Annotated in this window: 12 protein-coding genes, 3 pseudogenes and 1 riboswitch; of the genes and pseudogenes, 12 read left to right on the top strand and 3 right to left on the bottom strand. The window is 38.2% G+C overall.

What is annotated here, in order from left to right:
- Positions 1-5: 5 nt before the first annotated feature.
- From phnM to BALCAV_RS00865, 10 genes and pseudogenes are all read left to right on the top strand, one after another.
- Positions 6-1,210: pseudogene (gene phnM, locus BALCAV_RS00910) on the top strand (phosphonate metabolism protein PhnM).
- Positions 1,207-1,918 (top strand): annotated as a pseudogene (locus BALCAV_RS00905) (phosphonate C-P lyase system protein PhnL). Before phnM ends, BALCAV_RS00905 begins: the two co-directional pseudogenes overlap by 4 nt.
- The gene (locus tag BALCAV_RS00900) at positions 1,915-2,739 is read left to right on the top strand and encodes a PHP domain-containing protein (RefSeq protein WP_003322840.1); all 825 of its coding nucleotides are present in this window, start codon (positions 1,915-1,917) and stop codon (positions 2,737-2,739) included. The pseudogene BALCAV_RS00905 and the gene BALCAV_RS00900 overlap by 4 nt, the downstream one beginning before the upstream one ends.
- Before the next feature lie 120 nt (positions 2,740-2,859).
- Complete coding sequence (locus BALCAV_RS00895; RefSeq protein WP_003322839.1) at positions 2,860-3,957, top strand: PhnD/SsuA/transferrin family substrate-binding protein; 1,098 nt, start codon at positions 2,860-2,862, stop codon at positions 3,955-3,957.
- Between the two features lie 29 nt (positions 3,958-3,986).
- Complete coding sequence (phnC, locus tag BALCAV_RS00890; protein WP_003322838.1) at positions 3,987-4,751, top strand: phosphonate ABC transporter ATP-binding protein; 765 nt, start codon at positions 3,987-3,989, stop codon at positions 4,749-4,751.
- A gap of 12 nt (positions 4,752-4,763) precedes the next feature.
- A complete protein-coding gene (phnE, locus tag BALCAV_RS00885) occupies positions 4,764-5,549 on the top strand; it encodes a phosphonate ABC transporter, permease protein PhnE (protein ID WP_003322837.1) in 786 nt (261 codons plus the stop codon).
- Positions 5,549-6,394 (top strand): ABC transporter permease subunit, encoded by an 846-nt coding sequence (locus BALCAV_RS00880; protein WP_003322836.1) that lies wholly within the window; start codon positions 5,549-5,551, stop codon positions 6,392-6,394. Before phnE ends, BALCAV_RS00880 begins: the two co-directional genes overlap by 1 nt.
- 568 nt (positions 6,395-6,962) lie before the next feature.
- On the top strand, positions 6,963-7,922 hold the full coding sequence (locus tag BALCAV_RS00875) for an L-lactate dehydrogenase (RefSeq protein ID WP_003324549.1): 960 nt from the start codon (positions 6,963-6,965) through the stop codon (positions 7,920-7,922).
- A gap of 34 nt (positions 7,923-7,956) precedes the next feature.
- Complete coding sequence (locus BALCAV_RS00870; protein WP_003324550.1) at positions 7,957-9,579, top strand: lactate permease LctP family transporter; 1,623 nt, start codon at positions 7,957-7,959, stop codon at positions 9,577-9,579.
- A 122-nt stretch (positions 9,580-9,701) separates the two neighbouring features.
- Entirely contained in the window at positions 9,702-10,019 is a 318-nt protein-coding gene (locus BALCAV_RS00865) for a hypothetical protein (protein WP_003324551.1), read from the top strand.
- A 64-nt stretch (positions 10,020-10,083) separates the two neighbouring features.
- Here BALCAV_RS00865 and BALCAV_RS23185 read toward each other — a convergent pair whose 3' ends face one another.
- The 3 genes from BALCAV_RS23185 to BALCAV_RS00850 are packed head-to-tail and all read right to left on the bottom strand — an operon-like array spanning position 10,084 to position 13,548.
- Positions 10,084-11,322, bottom strand: a complete 1,239-nt coding sequence (locus BALCAV_RS23185) for a GNAT family N-acetyltransferase (protein ID WP_326938276.1) — start codon at positions 11,320-11,322, stop codon at positions 10,084-10,086.
- Between the two features lie 19 nt (positions 11,323-11,341).
- Positions 11,342-12,319: an L-threonine 3-dehydrogenase gene (locus BALCAV_RS00855; protein ID WP_004428334.1), complete on the bottom strand. Its 978-nt coding sequence runs from the start codon at positions 12,317-12,319 to the stop codon at positions 11,342-11,344.
- Positions 12,320-12,357: 38 nt separating this feature from the next.
- Entirely contained in the window at positions 12,358-13,548 is a 1,191-nt protein-coding gene (locus tag BALCAV_RS00850) for a glycine C-acetyltransferase (protein ID WP_004428332.1), read from the bottom strand.
- Positions 13,549-13,971: 423 nt separating this feature from the next.
- On the opposite strand from BALCAV_RS00850, the gene BALCAV_RS00845 reads away from it, so the two are divergent.
- Together BALCAV_RS00845 and thiC are read left to right on the top strand one after the other, a co-directional pair.
- Positions 13,972-14,268, top strand: a complete 297-nt coding sequence (locus BALCAV_RS00845; protein ID WP_004428330.1) for a hypothetical protein — start codon at positions 13,972-13,974, stop codon at positions 14,266-14,268.
- A gap of 85 nt (positions 14,269-14,353) precedes the next feature.
- A riboswitch (TPP riboswitch) is annotated at positions 14,354-14,468 on the top strand.
- Positions 14,469-14,612: 144 nt separating this feature from the next.
- Positions 14,613-16,356 (top strand): annotated as a pseudogene (gene thiC, locus BALCAV_RS00840) (phosphomethylpyrimidine synthase ThiC).
- Positions 16,357-16,365: the final 9 nt, after the last annotated feature.

Genomic DNA, 16,365 nt, shown 5'->3' with positions numbered 1-16,365 from the left:
GTCATATGTATATTATTTGCAATGGGTTAGTCGTAACGGAGGATACTATTTTAGAAGGGTATGCCGTTGTTGTAAAAGACGATGTGATTACTACTATTATTGCTGAAAGTGAAGTCAATCAATATCCAGAAGCAACTTGTATTGATGCAAACGGAGGGTATATTACACCTGGTTTTATTGACATTCATTCAGATTATATTGAATCGATTGTCTCTCCAAGACCAACGAGTATGATGGATGTGCATACTAGTTTAAGAGAAGCGGAAAAAATCTTAATTGGCAATGGTATTACGACGATGTTTCATTCGTTGTCTTTTTACCGAGAAGATGTGTTTACTCATAAGCCGATGCGCTATCCAGAAAATGTGCAGAAGCTTGTTGATGCGATTCATAAAACGCATCATAATCCTCACTTGATTCGCCACAGACTTCATGCCCGATTTGAGATTGATAATTTATTAGAAATTGATCAATTGAAACAAAACATCAAGGATGGAAAAATTCATCTCCTCTCCTTTATGGACCATACACCAGGTCAAGGTCAATACCGAAATATCGAAATGTATCGCGATACTTTACGTGGCTATCGTGATGTCTCAAATGAAGAGCTTGATCACATTATTTCAGAAAGGCAAGAGGCGACTGTAATGACGGTTGAGCACATGAAGGAAGTTGCTGAATTTGCGATTCAACAAGGGATTGCGGTTGCTTCCCATGATGATGATAATGAACAAAAAATTATGGTTGTGAAGGAATTTGGTACAACGATCAGTGAATTTCCGATTACATTAGAAGTCGCTAAAAAGGCAAAGGAAGAAGGGTTATTAACGATTGTTGGCGCACCAAATGTGATGTTAGGTGGATCCCACTCTGGCAATTTATCAGCTAGTGAGGCGATTGAGCAAAAGTATGCCGATATTTTATGTAGTGATTACTATCCTTCTGCTCTCCTACATGCGGTTTTACTCTGCATGAAACACATGGACAGAATTTAGCAGAGATGTTTCGAATGGTCACCATCAATCCTGCTAAAGCTGTCAATCTTGCGCACGAACTTGGCTCGATTGCACCTGGAAAAAAAGCAGATCTCTTAATCATTGAACGAATGGAAGATGGTTATCCAATGATTACGACGACGATGGTAAATGGTGTCCTTTTGACCCAAACCAAATACCGAACAAACTCTTACGCAGAGGAAGTGATCGGATGACGATTTTAACGATTGAAAACTTCGGAAAGTCCTTTACGATTTCTTATCAAAATAAACGAATTGAAGCGACAAAGGATATCTATTTTTCGCTTGAGGCGGGAGAGTTTATCGGCATTATTGGAAAAAGTGGAAGTGGAAAATCGACTATTTTAAAAAGTATTTATCGAACGTATTTACCTGATAAAGGTGAAATTTATTATGATTCAGAACGATTCGGCAAAATTGATTTGCTTCGAGCGAGCGAACGACAAGTTCTTTATTTAAGAAAACATGAGATTGGCTATGTCTCTCAATTTTTTAAATGTGATGCCACGTGTGACAGCAAAGGAACTCGTAATCCAATCGGCGTTAGAAATGGGGAAATCTGAGGCAGAAGCGATTGGAGCTGCTGAAAGTATTTTAACTCATTTTGAATTGGATTCTTCTTTGTGGGATACGTATCCTAACACCTTTTCCGGTGGGGAAAAATTAAGGCTTAATATTGCGATTGCAACAGTGAAACGACCAAGAATTCTTTTGTTAGATGAACCGACGGCAAGTTTAGATGAAAAGTCGAAATTAAAGGTGAGGGAAATGATTGAAAAATTAAAGAAGGAAGGAACGACCCTTGTTGGTATTTTTCATGACCTTGAATTTATGGATGGTTTATGTGACAAAGTCTATGATATGCAATCAAAAAGTCTGACTGTTGTAGGAGCTAGTGTATGAGAGCTGATCTACATGTTCATAGTCATTATTCAGATGGTTCGGATTCAGTGGAAGAGGTGCTTCAAAAGGCTAGGAGAAATGACATTAGCCATATTAGCTTTGTTGACCATGATACGACAGCAAGCTTAGCAGAAGCCCTCACATTAGGAAAGCAATACGGGATTGAAGTGATTCCTGGGATCGAAATTTCGGCCTTTGATTTTAAACGAAATAGAAAAGTACATATTCTCGGTTATGGCTACAACGAGAAGGCTACTCATATTCAGGCATTATGTAATCCTCTGCTTGAACGGAGGCACCGTCATTCTATTTGGCAGATCGAGCAAATTGAGCAGACTGGATATGAACTAGATCGACAGTCGATATTTGAGTATGCAAATATGAGCAATGTCATTTATAAACAGCATATTATGCATTCTCTGACGAAGCATCCCTTCTCTTCAAAAGACTATCAACAGCTCTATCAAATGTTATTTAAAGGCGGAGTGGCCAAAGGTGACATTTATTATGTTGATGCGATCAAAGCGATTCAAGCGATTAAAGCGGACGGTGGCATGGCCGTATTGGCCCATCCTGGTCAGTTAGATTCTTATGATTTTGTTCCGGCATTAGTAGAGGCTGGTTTAGATGGTATTGAACGAAATCACTTCGAACATTCTGAAGAAGATCATTTTCGAGTGGAACAATTATGTGAAAAATACAATCTCTTTATGACAGGGGGCTCCGATTACCATGGTTCTTATGGAAGACCCATGGAGGTTGGTGAGCTGATAAGTCCCAAAAATAAAGTTAATGTAAAAGAGAATTATACTTATCGTTAAATAACGGTAAATATAGAAAAAAATGAAATTAAATATGTTTTAATAAAGTTGGTTTTAAATTCTTTGAATCTTAAGACTAAATGAGGAAGTCTACTATTTATTAAAAAGGGGCTAAAAATGATGATGAAAAAGTATGGGTTAATCTTTACGGTACTTATGGGGTTATTTCTATTAATCGCTTGTTCAGGTGAGAGTAACACAGGCACGGCAGCTAATAGTAATGACAATACTACCAATGATTCAAGTACTGAAAATAAGGTTGCGGTGGATGAAAGTAGCGGAGAAATTGATATGGTCTGGTATCCGAATGAATCTGGTTCTGATATGAAAACAGCACGAGATGAAATTGGGGCTATGATTGAAGAAGCGACAGGAAAGACAGTAAATCATCATTTAACAACAGATTATGCGATTGCGATTGAGACGATTGTAAATAATAATTCAGCGATTGCTTTTATGGGAGCACAAGGTTTTATTGAAGCCCAAAATCGAAATGAAAATTTAAAGCCACTAGTCGTTACTTCAGGTGGGTCTGGAACACTAGATGATGCCGTTTATTATAGCTGGTTAGCAGTTAATTTGGATGAACAAGATGATTTTAAAGTGGACGGTGAGTTTACTTTAGATACACTTCATGAGAAAACAATGTCATTTGTTTCGAATAGCTCAACTTCTGGTTTTGTAGTTCCAGCTGCTGATATTCTCGGTCACTATCAACCTAAATCAGATTTTGCTGATTTAAGTGAGACGGATTTAATGGAGGGTGGCCCATTATTTAGCCAAGTACTTTTCGGAAACTCTCATCAAGGTTCAGCAGTTAATCTCTTAAATGGACGAGCAGATGTCGCGGCATTTTGTGATTCATGCTTGGAAAACTATGTGGAATTAGTTGAAGGTGAAGCGAATACGGTCGGGGCGATTTATAAAGTAAAAGATGGAGCGGCAGAGCCTTTTAACACAGTACCAGAAGCGGAATTTATGATTATGCATGCAACTCCTGTCTTAAATGCTCCATTTGTTGTAAATCACGAATTACTAAGTGAAGAGGAAATTCAAAAGTTGAAAGATTTAATGACTTCAGATGAGGTCGCGAATAACGAAAAGATTTTTGTCCCTGCTGATAGTGGGAATTCTGGATTATTTTTCAAAAGTGCAGAAGAAAGATTTGTAGAAGTAGAAAATGAGTGGTTTGATCCTATTCGTGAATTATCCAATTAATTTTGAATAAGTAAAAGGGAGTGAATCACATGGCCTTACTTGAAGTGAACGGAATTAGTAAATCGTATCAAGCGAATATCCAAGTGTTAAGAAACATCGAGTTTTCAGTGAACGCAGGAGAGTTTGTCTCGATTATCGGTCCATCAGGTGCAGGTAAATCGACATTGTTACGTTGTCTTAATCGATTAGTAGAGGTCAATAGTGGTGAGATTCTATTTAATGGGTTGGATGTAACGAAATTAAAACGTAAAGAGCTACGCCAGCTACGGACAAATATCGGCATGGTTTTTCAGCATTATAACCTAGTTCCACGGTTAACGGTCATTGAGAATGTGTTACACGGGCGTTTTGGTTATAAGTCAACATTGGCTGGGATGTTAGGACACTTTACAGAGGAGGAGAAGGAAAAAGCCTTCTCCTTACTGAAACAAATGGGAATTGAAGAACATGCGTATAAACGCTGTGACCAATTGAGTGGTGGCCAGCAACAGCGTGTAGGAATATGCCGAGCGTTGATTCAAAATCCGAAGTTAATTTTATGTGACGAACCGATTGCTTCACTTGACCCAAATGCATCTAAGGTTATCATGGATCACCTACGTTCGATTACGACTGATTTAGGAATTACTTGTCTTGTTAATTTACACCAAGTTGAGGTAGCTCAAGATAATTCAGATCGAATTATCGGTTTGAATAAGGGAGAAGTTATCTTTGATGGAAAACCTATTAGACTTGATCGAACAATGATTGAACATGTCTATGGGATGGAATCAAGAGAATTAATTACAGTGTAGGGAGAAAAAGAGATGGATAAAAATATTATTCGGAAACGAAAATGGCAAGGTAGCCTGATCTTTTTCGCCGTCATTTTGATTAGCTATGCTTCATCTGTCGTGACAAATTTCGATTTGATTGACGGAGTGGCGACATTGCCAGCTGCCTTTCAATGGATCGTTTCAAATTTAATGATTACAGCGGATGCCTTCGAAAAATTGCCAGGCATTATGGATAAATTGATTGAGACGATTTTTATGTCGATTGCGGCAACCACGATTGCGGCTCTAGTATCGATATTCTTAGGGTGTATGGGCTCAAAAACGACGAGAACAAATGGAGCTTTGAGTGTATTTGCCAGATTTATCGCCTCAGCATCTCGTAATATTCCCGTTGTGGCTTGGGCATTAATTTTGCTCATTTCATTTGGACAAAATTCAATGACTGGTTTTCTAGCTTTATTTGTTGGGACAGTTGGTTTTCTAACACGGGCTTTTATTGAAGCGATTGATGAAGCGGATCAAAGTGCGTTTGAAGCCCTTCAAGCTTCTGGGGCGACCTATTTTCAAATTGTTTCAAAGGCCGTTCTCCCTCAATGTCTACCTCAAATGATAAGCTGGACATTATTTATGGTTGAAACGAATATTCGAAGTGCAACACTTGTTGGAATTTTGACTGGAACAGGAATTGGTTATACGTTCGATTTATATTATAAAATGCTAGATTATGAGGCTGTCGCCTTGATTACGATGACGATTGTTATAGCGGTAATTATGATTGAACTGGCATCTAATCAAATACGAAAGGTGATTTTGTAATGGAGACAGCTTATATTAAACGTACTAGAAACGGAAAAATAAATATTAAGGCTGGTAATAAAATAACAAGTGTTATGAACTGGACGATTTTAGGATTGACCGTTTGTACGATTATCGCTTTCCTTTTATTTGATTATACGGGTTTAAACTGGTCAACGGCTATTTCAGAAACATTATATAATCTCAAAACAATGTTTTTAGAACCGCAGCTCAATCATTTCAGCTGGGGAGAGGCTTTTTACCAAATTGGTGTGACGTTAGGGCTTGCCGTTTTATCTACGGTTATTGGTGGGGTTATTGCCTTTTTCCTAGCACTAATGTCTGCTTTGAACTTATCAAAGGCTTGGTTATCAAAAACAATCCGCGTGATAATGGCCTTTATCAGAGCAGTTCCAACTGTCCTTTGGGTATTGATTTTTGCGATTGCAGCAGGGCTTGGCAGTGAAGCGGCGATACTCGGAATGCTCTTTCATTCCATCGCTTATTTAACAAAAGCTTTTTCAGAATCATTTGAAGAAGTCGACAAAGGGATTTTGGAAGCCTTGAGGGCAACGGGAGCAAGCTGGTGGCAAGTTGTAAAAAGTGGTGTCTTGCCAACCACCTTTACGTATTTATTATCATGGACATTCTTGAGGTTCGAAATCAACTTTGGCGTAGCTGTTGCGATGGGTGCAGCTGCTGGCGCAGGTGGAATTGGCTTTGAACTCTTTATGGCTTCTGGATTTTATTTTGATTTAAGAGAGGTTGGCTTCATCACTTATACGATATTAGTAGTGGCGTTAGTTTTAGAAATTATTTCTACGCAGATGAAAAAGCGTTATTTTCCAGTGACAGCAGAAAAATAAAAGACTTATATAAATGAGATGGGCCTGATGAAATTCTGATGTGATTTCATTAGGCTTTTCTTATATTTTTGGATATAAGTTAATTGGGGCTGATGCTCATTGGTCTTGACTTTCCGGGGGAGTCAGAGCCACAAGCCCTCTTTTCAGCCTCTTTGTGAGGGGGAGAGATAAGCCACCTCGCTCACCGCTGCGGGGTCTCCCGTGTTTCACTTCTCCCGCAGGAGTCTCCGGGCATTTCGAGAGCTCCGCTTTAGTTCAAAAAAAAACAGTTTGTACCTATGAGTGACTATTTGCATAGAAACTTAATAGCCTTTGATTTTACTAAGAGAAAGCTGATGTGGAGACTTTTTCAGTGGCCTCTTTACTTGTGGCAGGCTCCTTACTTCCACTCGAGTTTCCGCTTTATTTTCATGTTTAAGATCGTATCTAAAAAGGAATTATAATTATGACGATTTAATGACAAAGTTTGTGAAGTGTTTCACAAATGATTAGAATAAAGTTATAATAAAACTGTAATCAGAAATGAAAGGCACTAATAAATCTTAAGTATATTGAGAGGATGATTGTAATGAAAAATACGGATAAAGTAAACCGCGTTGTTGTGATTGGAGCAGGATTTGTGGGGAGCAGTTACGCTTTTTCAATGATGAACCAAGGAATAGCAGAGGAGTTAGTCATTATTGATTTAAATAAAGAGAAAGCAATCGGTGATGTAATGGACTTAAACCATGCCGTAGCCTTTTCAGATTATCCAACAAAAATATCTTTTGGTGATTATAGTGATTGTAAAGAGGCAGATATTGTTTGTATTTGTGCGGGAGCCAATCAAAAGCCAGGAGAAACACGCCTTCAACTAGTTGAAAAGAACCTTCGTATTTTTAAAGGGCTTGTAAATGATGTGATGGAAAGTGGATTTGATGGAATTATCTTGGTGGCAACAAACCCTGTTGATATCTTGACTCAAGCAACTCAAAAATTTAGTGGCCTACCAAGACATCGTGTTATCGGTAGTGGAACCACTCTAGATACAGCCAGATTACGATTTATGCTTAGTGATTATTTTAAAATCTCGACTAGTCATATACACGCTTATATTATGGGCGAGCATGGTGATACATCGCTTGCAGTTTGGAGCACCGCAACCGTTGGGAATATGCCGATTACACAGTATTTAAAACAAGATGAGTCTTATCAAATGGAAAATCTTGATGAAATTTACGAAAATGTACGTGATGCGGCTTATCATGTTATTCAAAAAAAAGGAGCAACCTACTATGGCATTGCGATGAGCTTGGTACGAATCACAAAAGCCATCTTAAAAGACGAGAATGCAATATTAACGGTTAGTGCTTATCTTGATGGTGAATATGGGGCAAAAGATGTTTGTATTGGTGTACCAACTACGGTGAATCGGAATGGGATTCGTGAAGTGATGGAATTAAACTTAAGTGAGAAAGAGCAAGAAAAGTTCACTCATAGTGTCGAAACCGTTCAAAATATTTATCGAGAAGCGATCGAAAAAGTGTAAAAACCTAAATTAATACGTAGGGAGAAATGACATCATGTGGTTCCAACAATATGATCCATTAGGCAATGAACTATTTAGTGCCTTGGTAGCAGCTTTGCCTATTATCCTGTTCTTGTTGTTTTTGACCTTATTTAAGATGAAAGCCATCTATGCGGCGGGTTTAACGCTTGCCGCTAGTGCTCTTATCGCCATGTTTGTATTTGATATGCCAGTTCTAAATGCACTCGCCGCGATGTTAAACGGAATAGCCAATGCTCTTTGGCCAATTGGATATATCGTCATTATGGCGGTGTGGCTTTATAAAATTGCGGTGGAGTCAGGAAAATTTGATATCATTAGAGGTAGTATTGCAACGATCTCAGAGGACCATCGTTTACAGTTATTATTGATTGGATTTAGTTTTAATGCTTTCCTTGAAGGGGCTGCCGGGTTTGGTGTACCGATCGCTATTAGTGCAGCACTCCTTGTCACACTTGGATTTAAGCCCATCAAAGCTGCCGGCCTATGTTTAATTGCTAATGCTGCTTCAGGTGCCTTTGGGGCAATAGGAATTCCGGTTATTACGGGGGCACAAATAGGTGGACTAGAAACGCTTGAATTGTCAAGAATGCTTGCCTGGATGTTACCTGTCATTTCATTTGCTGTTCCGTTTCTATTAATTGTCATTTTAAATGGCTTTAAAGGGATGAAAGAAGTTTTTCCAGCTATTCTTGTTGTAAGTGGTGTGTATACAGTTGTTCAAACATTGACGATCATCTTTATGGGACCTGAACTTGCCAACATTTTGTCGTCATTATTAAGTATGGTTGCACTTGCCTTATTTTTGAAAAAATGGAAACCTAAAGCTATTTACCGTGAGCCAGGAGCAGAAGAACGAGTTCCGTTACAATCTTATAAATTCAAACAAATTGTAGTGGCATGGTCTCCGTTTTATATCTTAACGGCCGTTATCGCTCTGTGGAGTTTACCTGCATTTAAGTCTTTATTCGCTCCAGGGGGAATGCTTGATTTTACAACGATTCGCTTTCCAATTCCAGGCTTACATGAACAAATTGTCCAAAGTCCACCTATTGTGGCAGAGGCGACCCCTGTTACAGCGATTTGGAATTTAAATTTAGTTTCCGCAACAGGAACTGCCATTTTAATCGCGATTATTTTAACAAGTATTTTATTTCCTGCATTATCAACGAAACAGACTTTCTCAGAATTAGGAAAGACGATTAAAGAATTGTGGATGCCTATTCTCACTATTTGTTTAGTTATGGCCTTTGCGAATCTGTCCAATTTCTCTGGTTTAAGTGCATCGATAGGAATTGCTCTCGCGAAAACAGAAAACTTCTTCCCATTTGTGAGTCCTATTCTTGGTTGGATTGGTGTTTTCTTAACAGGCTCTGTGGTTAATAACAATGCCTTATTTGGAAGCCTACAAGTTGTCACTGGGACACAAATCGGAACATCTCCAGCACTACTAGTGGCCGCTAATACAGCAGGAGGCGTCATGGGTAAATTAGTTTCGCCTCAATCAATCGCCATTGCCGCAGCAGCTGTTAGTCAGACAGGAAATGAATCTTTCATCTTTAAGTACACGTTAAAATACAGCTTAATGTTGTTATTTATCGTTTGTATCATGACCTTTGTGCTATCGTTGTTTTTCTAAAAGGCTTTAAGAAAAGACAGGTGAATTTAAGTTCATCTGTCTTTTTTGTCTGTTTTTTTCTTCATTAAGGATTTATAATTTAAATAATAATTATGCTCAACTGAAACGGAGTCCATTCTTTTATGGAAAAGATTGCATTTATCATGTATCAATGTTTCCTATTTATATTACTGTTACTCACAAATCTTTTTTTATCTCCATTTATTAAACCACCACTCTCTTATATAGACTTAGTTGCAGGGGTTTTACAAGGTGTTATTTGGTTGATTGTTATTTATTTCATTACTGTACTTTATAAACGTTCTAGCATGAGGTTAAGGAATAAAGTGTTTTGTTCAATTACTTCATTTATTTTAGCGATTATATTTATAGTAGCATTGGAAAATATATGGTTTGAAATAAAAGGTGAGATGTTATTCAATGTGCTTTTCTTTAATTGAAAATAAGCGGGGCTGCCCGATATCTGGGCAGTCTTTTTGTGCTATCTAAATGTGGTCTCCTATATTACATAAGTTCTCTCAAACGTTTAGTTGCAGTACGAACCGTTAATCGATGAAAGGAGATAAGTTCTCTTTTGAAAACAACCGAGTATATACCATAGGGGGTTGGGGCTAATTCCATTAACTGTTCTCTCGTTTTTAGGTCGATGATATTTACATCAATTCCTAATGTACGTGCAGCTGTTTTGATATTTTCTGTCGCAATTTCAACATAAGGGCATTGAAACGAACGTAATATGGTTAGTCCCTCATATTTTTGAGTTCTTTCTTCCCAATTAGTAGGGAATGTCGGGAGTGAATCGTTTGGCTTTAATGGATAAACGAGCAATTCGAAATGATGAGGACCTGTTTCCGTTTGTTTGAACTGATTTTTTATAAAAATTTCTTTGCTTGGTGTCCAAGAGGTTTCTGGGTTTGTCAAAACAACTACACCACTCTTGGAGGATGCTTTTGCGTCTTGAATACATTTTTGAATGAGCTTTGTACCATAGCCTTTGCCATTCTCACTTACCCATAAACAATGGATGACTAAATAGTTTGCAGCAAAAACAACACGAGAGGAATTTTCACTTTCTGTATATTCAATAAACCCGACTTGTTTTTTATTTTCAATCAATTGTACATATTTCAAACCTTCTTCAAACTGAGTGTTCAGCCATTTATTCTTATTTATGTATCCATTCGATTTCTTTTTACTTCTAAGACAGAAGCTCCCCACTCCTTCTAACAGTTGGCTATCCATTTCTAATATTTGTATATTCGACATCTTCGGCCCCCTTTGAATAATGACTAGTTCTACAAGTGGGAGGATATTTCCTTTTTTAAAACATTCGCTCATTTGCAAATTGAAATAAGAAGAGAGGATAGTAATTGGTAATGAGAAAGAGGAGTTGCGAGGATTAGGGTGCGAATCGATGGTAATTGGTAATGAAAAAGCGGGGAGTGCAGGATTAGGGTGCGAATAAATGGTAATTGGTAATGAAAAAGCGGTGTGGCAGGAATTAGGGTGCGTATAAAACAGAATAGGTAATGAAAACTCGTGCTGTGAGGAATTAGGGTGCGAATAAATGGTGATAGGTAATGAAAAAGCCGAGTTGTGTGGATTAGGGTGCAAATAACTGTTAATAGGTAATGAAAACCCGTGGTGTGAGGAATTAGGGTGCGAATAACTGTTAATAGGTAATGAAAACCCGTGCTGTGAGGAATTACAGTGCGAATAACTATTAAAGTTGCAACTAAACACAGGCAATAAAAAAAGGCGCTTAAATCGCGCCTTTTGTCATTTCTGAATCGATAGTCAGTTTTTTATTTAAATGCAAGAGCATATCCGCTGTCATTCTGTCTAAATCGTATTCGGCTTTGAAGCCCCATTCTTCGCAGGCACAAGTGGAATCAATGGCATTTGGCCAGCTTTCGGCAATTTGTTGTCTGATTGGATCGACTTTGTAATCCATCGTGAATTCTGGCATTAATTTTTGGATGGCTGCTTCTACATCTTCAGGTGCAATACTCATTGCACTAACATTGAAAGAATTTCTGTGCTTAAGCTTAGCAGGATCTGCTTCCATTAAATTAATAATCGCATTTAAAGCATCAGGCATATACATCATGTCCATGTATGTGCCTTTTCCGATGTAAGAAGAATAGTGTCCTTTTTTGATCGCTTCATAATAAATTTCCACGGCATAATCCGTTGTGCCACCGCCTGGAGGAGCCACATATGAAATGAGGCCAGGGAAACGTAGCCCTCTCGTATCGACGCCAAACTTTTGGAAGTAGTAGTTACATAATAGCTCACCAGATACTTTGTTGACACCATACATCGTTGTTGGCTGTTGAATCGTATCTTGTGGTGTACGATCCTTTGGTGTTGATGGACCAAAAGCTCCGATTGAACTTGGAGTGAAAAATTGAGTATTTAACTCTCTTGAAACTTCTAGGGCATTGACAAGTCCGCCCATATTTAAGTTCCAGGCTAGAAGTGGTTTTTGTTCCGCTGTTGCGGATAATAGAGCGGCTAAGTGAATAACCGTGTCAACGTTATGTTTTTTTGCTGTTTCAAAAAAAGCTTTATCATTGGTGACATCTAATTGCTCAAATGGTCCGCTGTAAACAACATTACTATCGTTTTTATTGATATCTGTAGCGATGACATTTTTTGCTCCGTAACGCTCTCTTAAAGTCATCGTTAACTCTGAGCCAATTTGACCTAATGCACCAGTAATTAAGATTTTTTTCATGAGAATTCCTCCGCTCATCTATTTTGAACATAATGTTTTTAGATAATGTTCATTTCTTTTCCGACTTTTTGATAAATCGCAATCGTTTTATCTAACATTTCTTTTGTATGTGCAGCAGTTGGCATATTACGAACACGACCCGTACCTTGAGGGACAGTTGGGAAAACAATCGATTTTGCGTAGACACCTTCTTCATTTAGACGCTTACTAAATTCCTGTGTTTTCACTTCGTCACCAATAATACAAGGGGTAATCGGTGTTTCACTTTCACCGATATCAAACCCGAGTTCTTTTAGACCTTTTTTTAAATAATCTCCGTTTGCCCAAAGCTTCTCTTGTAGCTCTGTACTGTTTGATAACACCTCAACTGCTTTTATGGAAGCGGCAATATCTGCTGGAGTTAGAGAGGTTGAGAAAAGGAACGGACGGCTCCGAACTTTTAACCAGTCAATCAAATCTTTTTTACCTGCTACATAACCACCGACAACACCAATTGCTTTTGAAAGAGTTCCAATTTGGAAATCTACTTTGTCAGATAAGCCAAAATGTTTCACTGTTCCGGCACCATTGCCAAGAACACCTGAGCCATGGGCATCATCGACATAGGTGATTAAATCAAACTCTTCAGCGATTTGTACGATTTCTGGAAGTTTTGCGATATCTCCATCCATTGAGAACACACCGTCTGTAATGACCATTACTTTGTTGTATAAACCAGACTCTGTCGCTTCTTTTGCCTTTTGACGTAAGTCGTCCATATCAGAGTGCTTGACGCGAATGATCTTTGCTTTCGAAAGACGGCAACCATCAATAATTGATGCATGGTTTAATTCATCAGAAAGGATCGCATCATTTTTATCCATCACAGCAGAAATAGCAGCCATATTACAGTTAAATCCTGATTGGTAGGCAATTGCTGCTTCTGTATGTTTGAACTCGGCTAATTTTTCTTCTAATTCATCATGTAATTTTAATGTTCCATTAATTGTTCGAACGGCTCCAGCTCCAACTCCAAAATCAGTGATTGCTTTAGTTGCTGCTTCTTTTAAGCGTTCATCTGTTGCAAGACCGAGATAGTTATTGGAAGATAGGTTAATTAATTCTCTGCCATCAATTTTGATAATGGGACCGTTTGCACTTTCTAAAGAATCAATGGTGTTATAAAGACCTTTTTCTTTTAAATCATTTAAATTAGTAGTTAGAAATTGTTGTAATGTGTTGCTTGACATATGATCATCTCCTCATCATTTTTTCGGTTACAATCCATAGAAACAAATGTTCATTTGTAGAGGACAAAAATGTGGTTTGTCTAAAAAAAATCATCTTATTTGCTTATAATTTAACATATATCATTAATATTGTATATGCAGAAAGGACAAAAATGATAAAAATCCTTTTCGGTTTCAGTTAAAGTGAGTTTCCTTATTTATATTCTTTTCAAAAAGAGATAAAAGAAATGATGTTAATAATTCACAAAAATTAAATGCTCTCGTTTTTCTTATTTAAGGTGTTCAAAAAAATGCCTAATTTTGCTTTTGATGCTGTGGTACAATTAACGAAGGAGTAAATAGGTATTTTACCAAATAAATTATAGAGAGAAAAAGAGAGACTAGTCGCCCATAAAACGAGTAACGTATTATGAGGTGTGAACATTGAATAATCAAAATCAGATCAAAGAACAGTGGGGAAATTTATCCATCCCTGAATTAATGGAATTGAATCAATTATCGTTAACCGAATTATTACATCTCGCCTTTCAGTTGAAACTGTATCAGTTTGAAACACCAAATATAGGTCGAAGGTGGACGGAAGATGAAGAACAATTTCTCATACAACATTCAAAGGAATTATCTGTTCGAGAAGCGAGTAATTTGTTGTATCGTTCCCATTATGCGACATATCAACGGATTCGTTTTTTAGGCTTAGACGAAATGATTAGGCAGAAATAGTGAACAAGGTAATGAAAAATAGCCCATTACAAATGTTGTGTTGACGTAATTTTCGGAAAAGGATATAATTTCTAGGAAACTTAATATAAGTAGCTAGGGGTGCCCAATGAGTTGGGCTGAGAGAGAAGTGCGTTGAAACTTTTTGACTCTTTGGACCTGATCTGGATCATGCCAGCGTAGGGAAGTTAGTCGTTTTATTTGTGTTTTTAACTTCTATGAGTTAAGTAAAACCAGGTCCATTTATGTATATTGGATCTGGTTTTTTTGTGGCTTCTAGTCAAACGGCCTCCGCTTTTTTTGGCGTGTTCTACATCGATCCACTACAAATCAAAGGAGCGAGTAGAATGTCAACATCTTCAGTGAATGAGAAGAATTTATCGATTATGTCTAGTTTTGAAGGAAGTAAAAAAGTGTATTTGCAAGGTTCACGACCAGATCTTTTAGTGCCGGTACGAGAGATTCAGTTGAGTGATACGAACGTGAATGGAAGGCAGATGGAAAATAAACCGTTGCAAGTTTATGATACGAGCGGTCCTTATACAGATGATAACTATCACGTTGATTTAAAAAAAGGATTACCAAGAATTCGCTCGGCTTGGATTTCTGAACGTGGAGACTGTGAAGAGTATGATGGTCGGCAAATGAAACCAGAGGATAATGGAAGAACAAAAAAGACCGTTCCATTACCAGAAATGAAACAAAGACCACTCAAAGCAAAAACGAACCAAAATGTCACTCAACTTCATTATGCCCGTAAAGGAATGATTACCCCGGAAATGGAGTTTATTGCGATTCGCGAAAAAATGACGCCCGAATTTGTGAGAGATGAAGTGGCAAAAGGGAGAGCGATTATCCCTGCGAATATTAATCATCCCGAATCAGAACCGATGATTATCGGTCGGAATTTTCATGTGAAAATTAATGCGAATATTGGCAACTCCGCTGTGACCTCGTCGATTGAAGAAGAGGTGGAAAAGATGATTTGGGCAACACGGTGGGGAGCTGATAATATTATGGACCTTTCAACCGGAAAGAATATTCATACGACAAGGGAATGGATTATTCGTAATTCGGCAGTACCGGTTGGAACGGTTCCGATTTATCAAGCATTAGAAAAAGTGAACGGGATAGCTGAAGACCTTACGTGGGAAGTATATCGTGATACCTTAATCGAACAAGCGGAACAAGGCGTTGATTATTTTACGATTCATGCTGGCGTTCTTTTAAGATATATTCCGTTAACGGTGGAGCGAGTGACAGGCATTGTTTCAAGAGGTGGGGCAATTATGGCTCAATGGTGTTTAGCCCATCATGAAGAGAGCTTTTTATATACGCATTTTGATGAGATCTGTGAGATTTTTAAAAGCATATGATATTTGTATTTCCTTAGGTGATGGACTGAGACCTGGCTCGATTGCTGATGCGAATGATGAAGCCCAATTTGCTGAGCTTGAAACATTAGGTGAATTGACAGAACGGGCTTGGAAACACGATGTTCAAGTAATGGTCGAGGGTCCAGGACATGTTCCGATGCATTTAATTAAGGAAAATATGGATAAACAGCTCGAGCTTTGTAAGGAAGCCCCTTTCTATACACTTGGCCCGTTGACAACGGATATTGCTCCAGGTTATGACCACATTACATCAGCCATTGGAGCGGCTATGATCGGGTGGTATGGAACGGCGATGCTTTGTTATGTGACACCTAAGGAGCATTTAGGATTACCGAATCGTGATGACGTAAGAGAAGGGGTGATTACGTATAAAATAGCGGCCCATGCTGCTGACCTAGCGAAAGGGCATCCAAATGCGAGGGAACGAGATGATGCTTTATCTAAAGCCCGATTTGAATTTCGGTGGAGAGACCAATTTAATTTATCACTTGATCCTGAAAGAGCTCTTTCCTTTCATGATGAATCATTACCAGCAGAAGGAGCCAAAACGGCACATTTTTGCTCAATGTGTGGACCGAAGTTTTGTAGCATGAGAATCTCTCATGACATTCGAAAAAGCAATGAGGAAGTGAAAGAAGGCTTTAAAGAAAAAGCCGAAGAGTTTCGAGAAAAAGGCAGTCAACTCTATTTATAGGGGCTGATT

Source organism: Alkalihalobacillus alcalophilus ATCC 27647 = CGMCC 1.3604 (assembly GCF_000292245.2).
Taxonomy (GTDB): domain Bacteria; phylum Bacillota; class Bacilli; order Bacillales; family Bacillaceae_D; genus Alkalihalobacillus; species Alkalihalobacillus alcalophilus.
The sequence above is the reverse complement of the archived record's forward strand: the minus strand, read 5'-3'. Positions and strand labels throughout refer to the sequence as shown.

Excerpts from the sequence above, each read along its gene's own strand:
- BALCAV_RS00855 (WP_004428334.1), bottom strand. The coding sequence starts at position 12,319 with ATGAAAAAAATCTTAATTACTGGTGCATTAGGTCAAATTGGCTCAGAG.
- BALCAV_RS00865 (WP_003324551.1), top strand. The coding sequence starts at position 9,702 with ATGGAAAAGATTGCATTTATCATGTATCAATGTTTCCTATTTATATTA.
- BALCAV_RS00870 (WP_003324550.1), top strand. The coding sequence starts at position 7,957 with ATGTGGTTCCAACAATATGATCCATTAGGCAATGAACTATTTAGTGCC.
- BALCAV_RS00895 (WP_003322839.1), top strand. The coding sequence starts at position 2,860 with ATGATGAAAAAGTATGGGTTAATCTTTACGGTACTTATGGGGTTATTT.
- phnC (WP_003322838.1), top strand. The coding sequence starts at position 3,987 with ATGGCCTTACTTGAAGTGAACGGAATTAGTAAATCGTATCAAGCGAAT.
- phnE (WP_003322837.1), top strand. The coding sequence starts at position 4,764 with ATGGATAAAAATATTATTCGGAAACGAAAATGGCAAGGTAGCCTGATC.
- BALCAV_RS00880 (WP_003322836.1), top strand. The coding sequence starts at position 5,549 with ATGGAGACAGCTTATATTAAACGTACTAGAAACGGAAAAATAAATATT.
- BALCAV_RS00900 (WP_003322840.1), top strand. The coding sequence starts at position 1,915 with ATGAGAGCTGATCTACATGTTCATAGTCATTATTCAGATGGTTCGGAT.
- BALCAV_RS00875 (WP_003324549.1), top strand. The coding sequence starts at position 6,963 with ATGAAAAATACGGATAAAGTAAACCGCGTTGTTGTGATTGGAGCAGGA.
- BALCAV_RS00850 (WP_004428332.1), bottom strand. The coding sequence starts at position 13,548 with ATGTCAAGCAACACATTACAACAATTTCTAACTACTAATTTAAATGAT.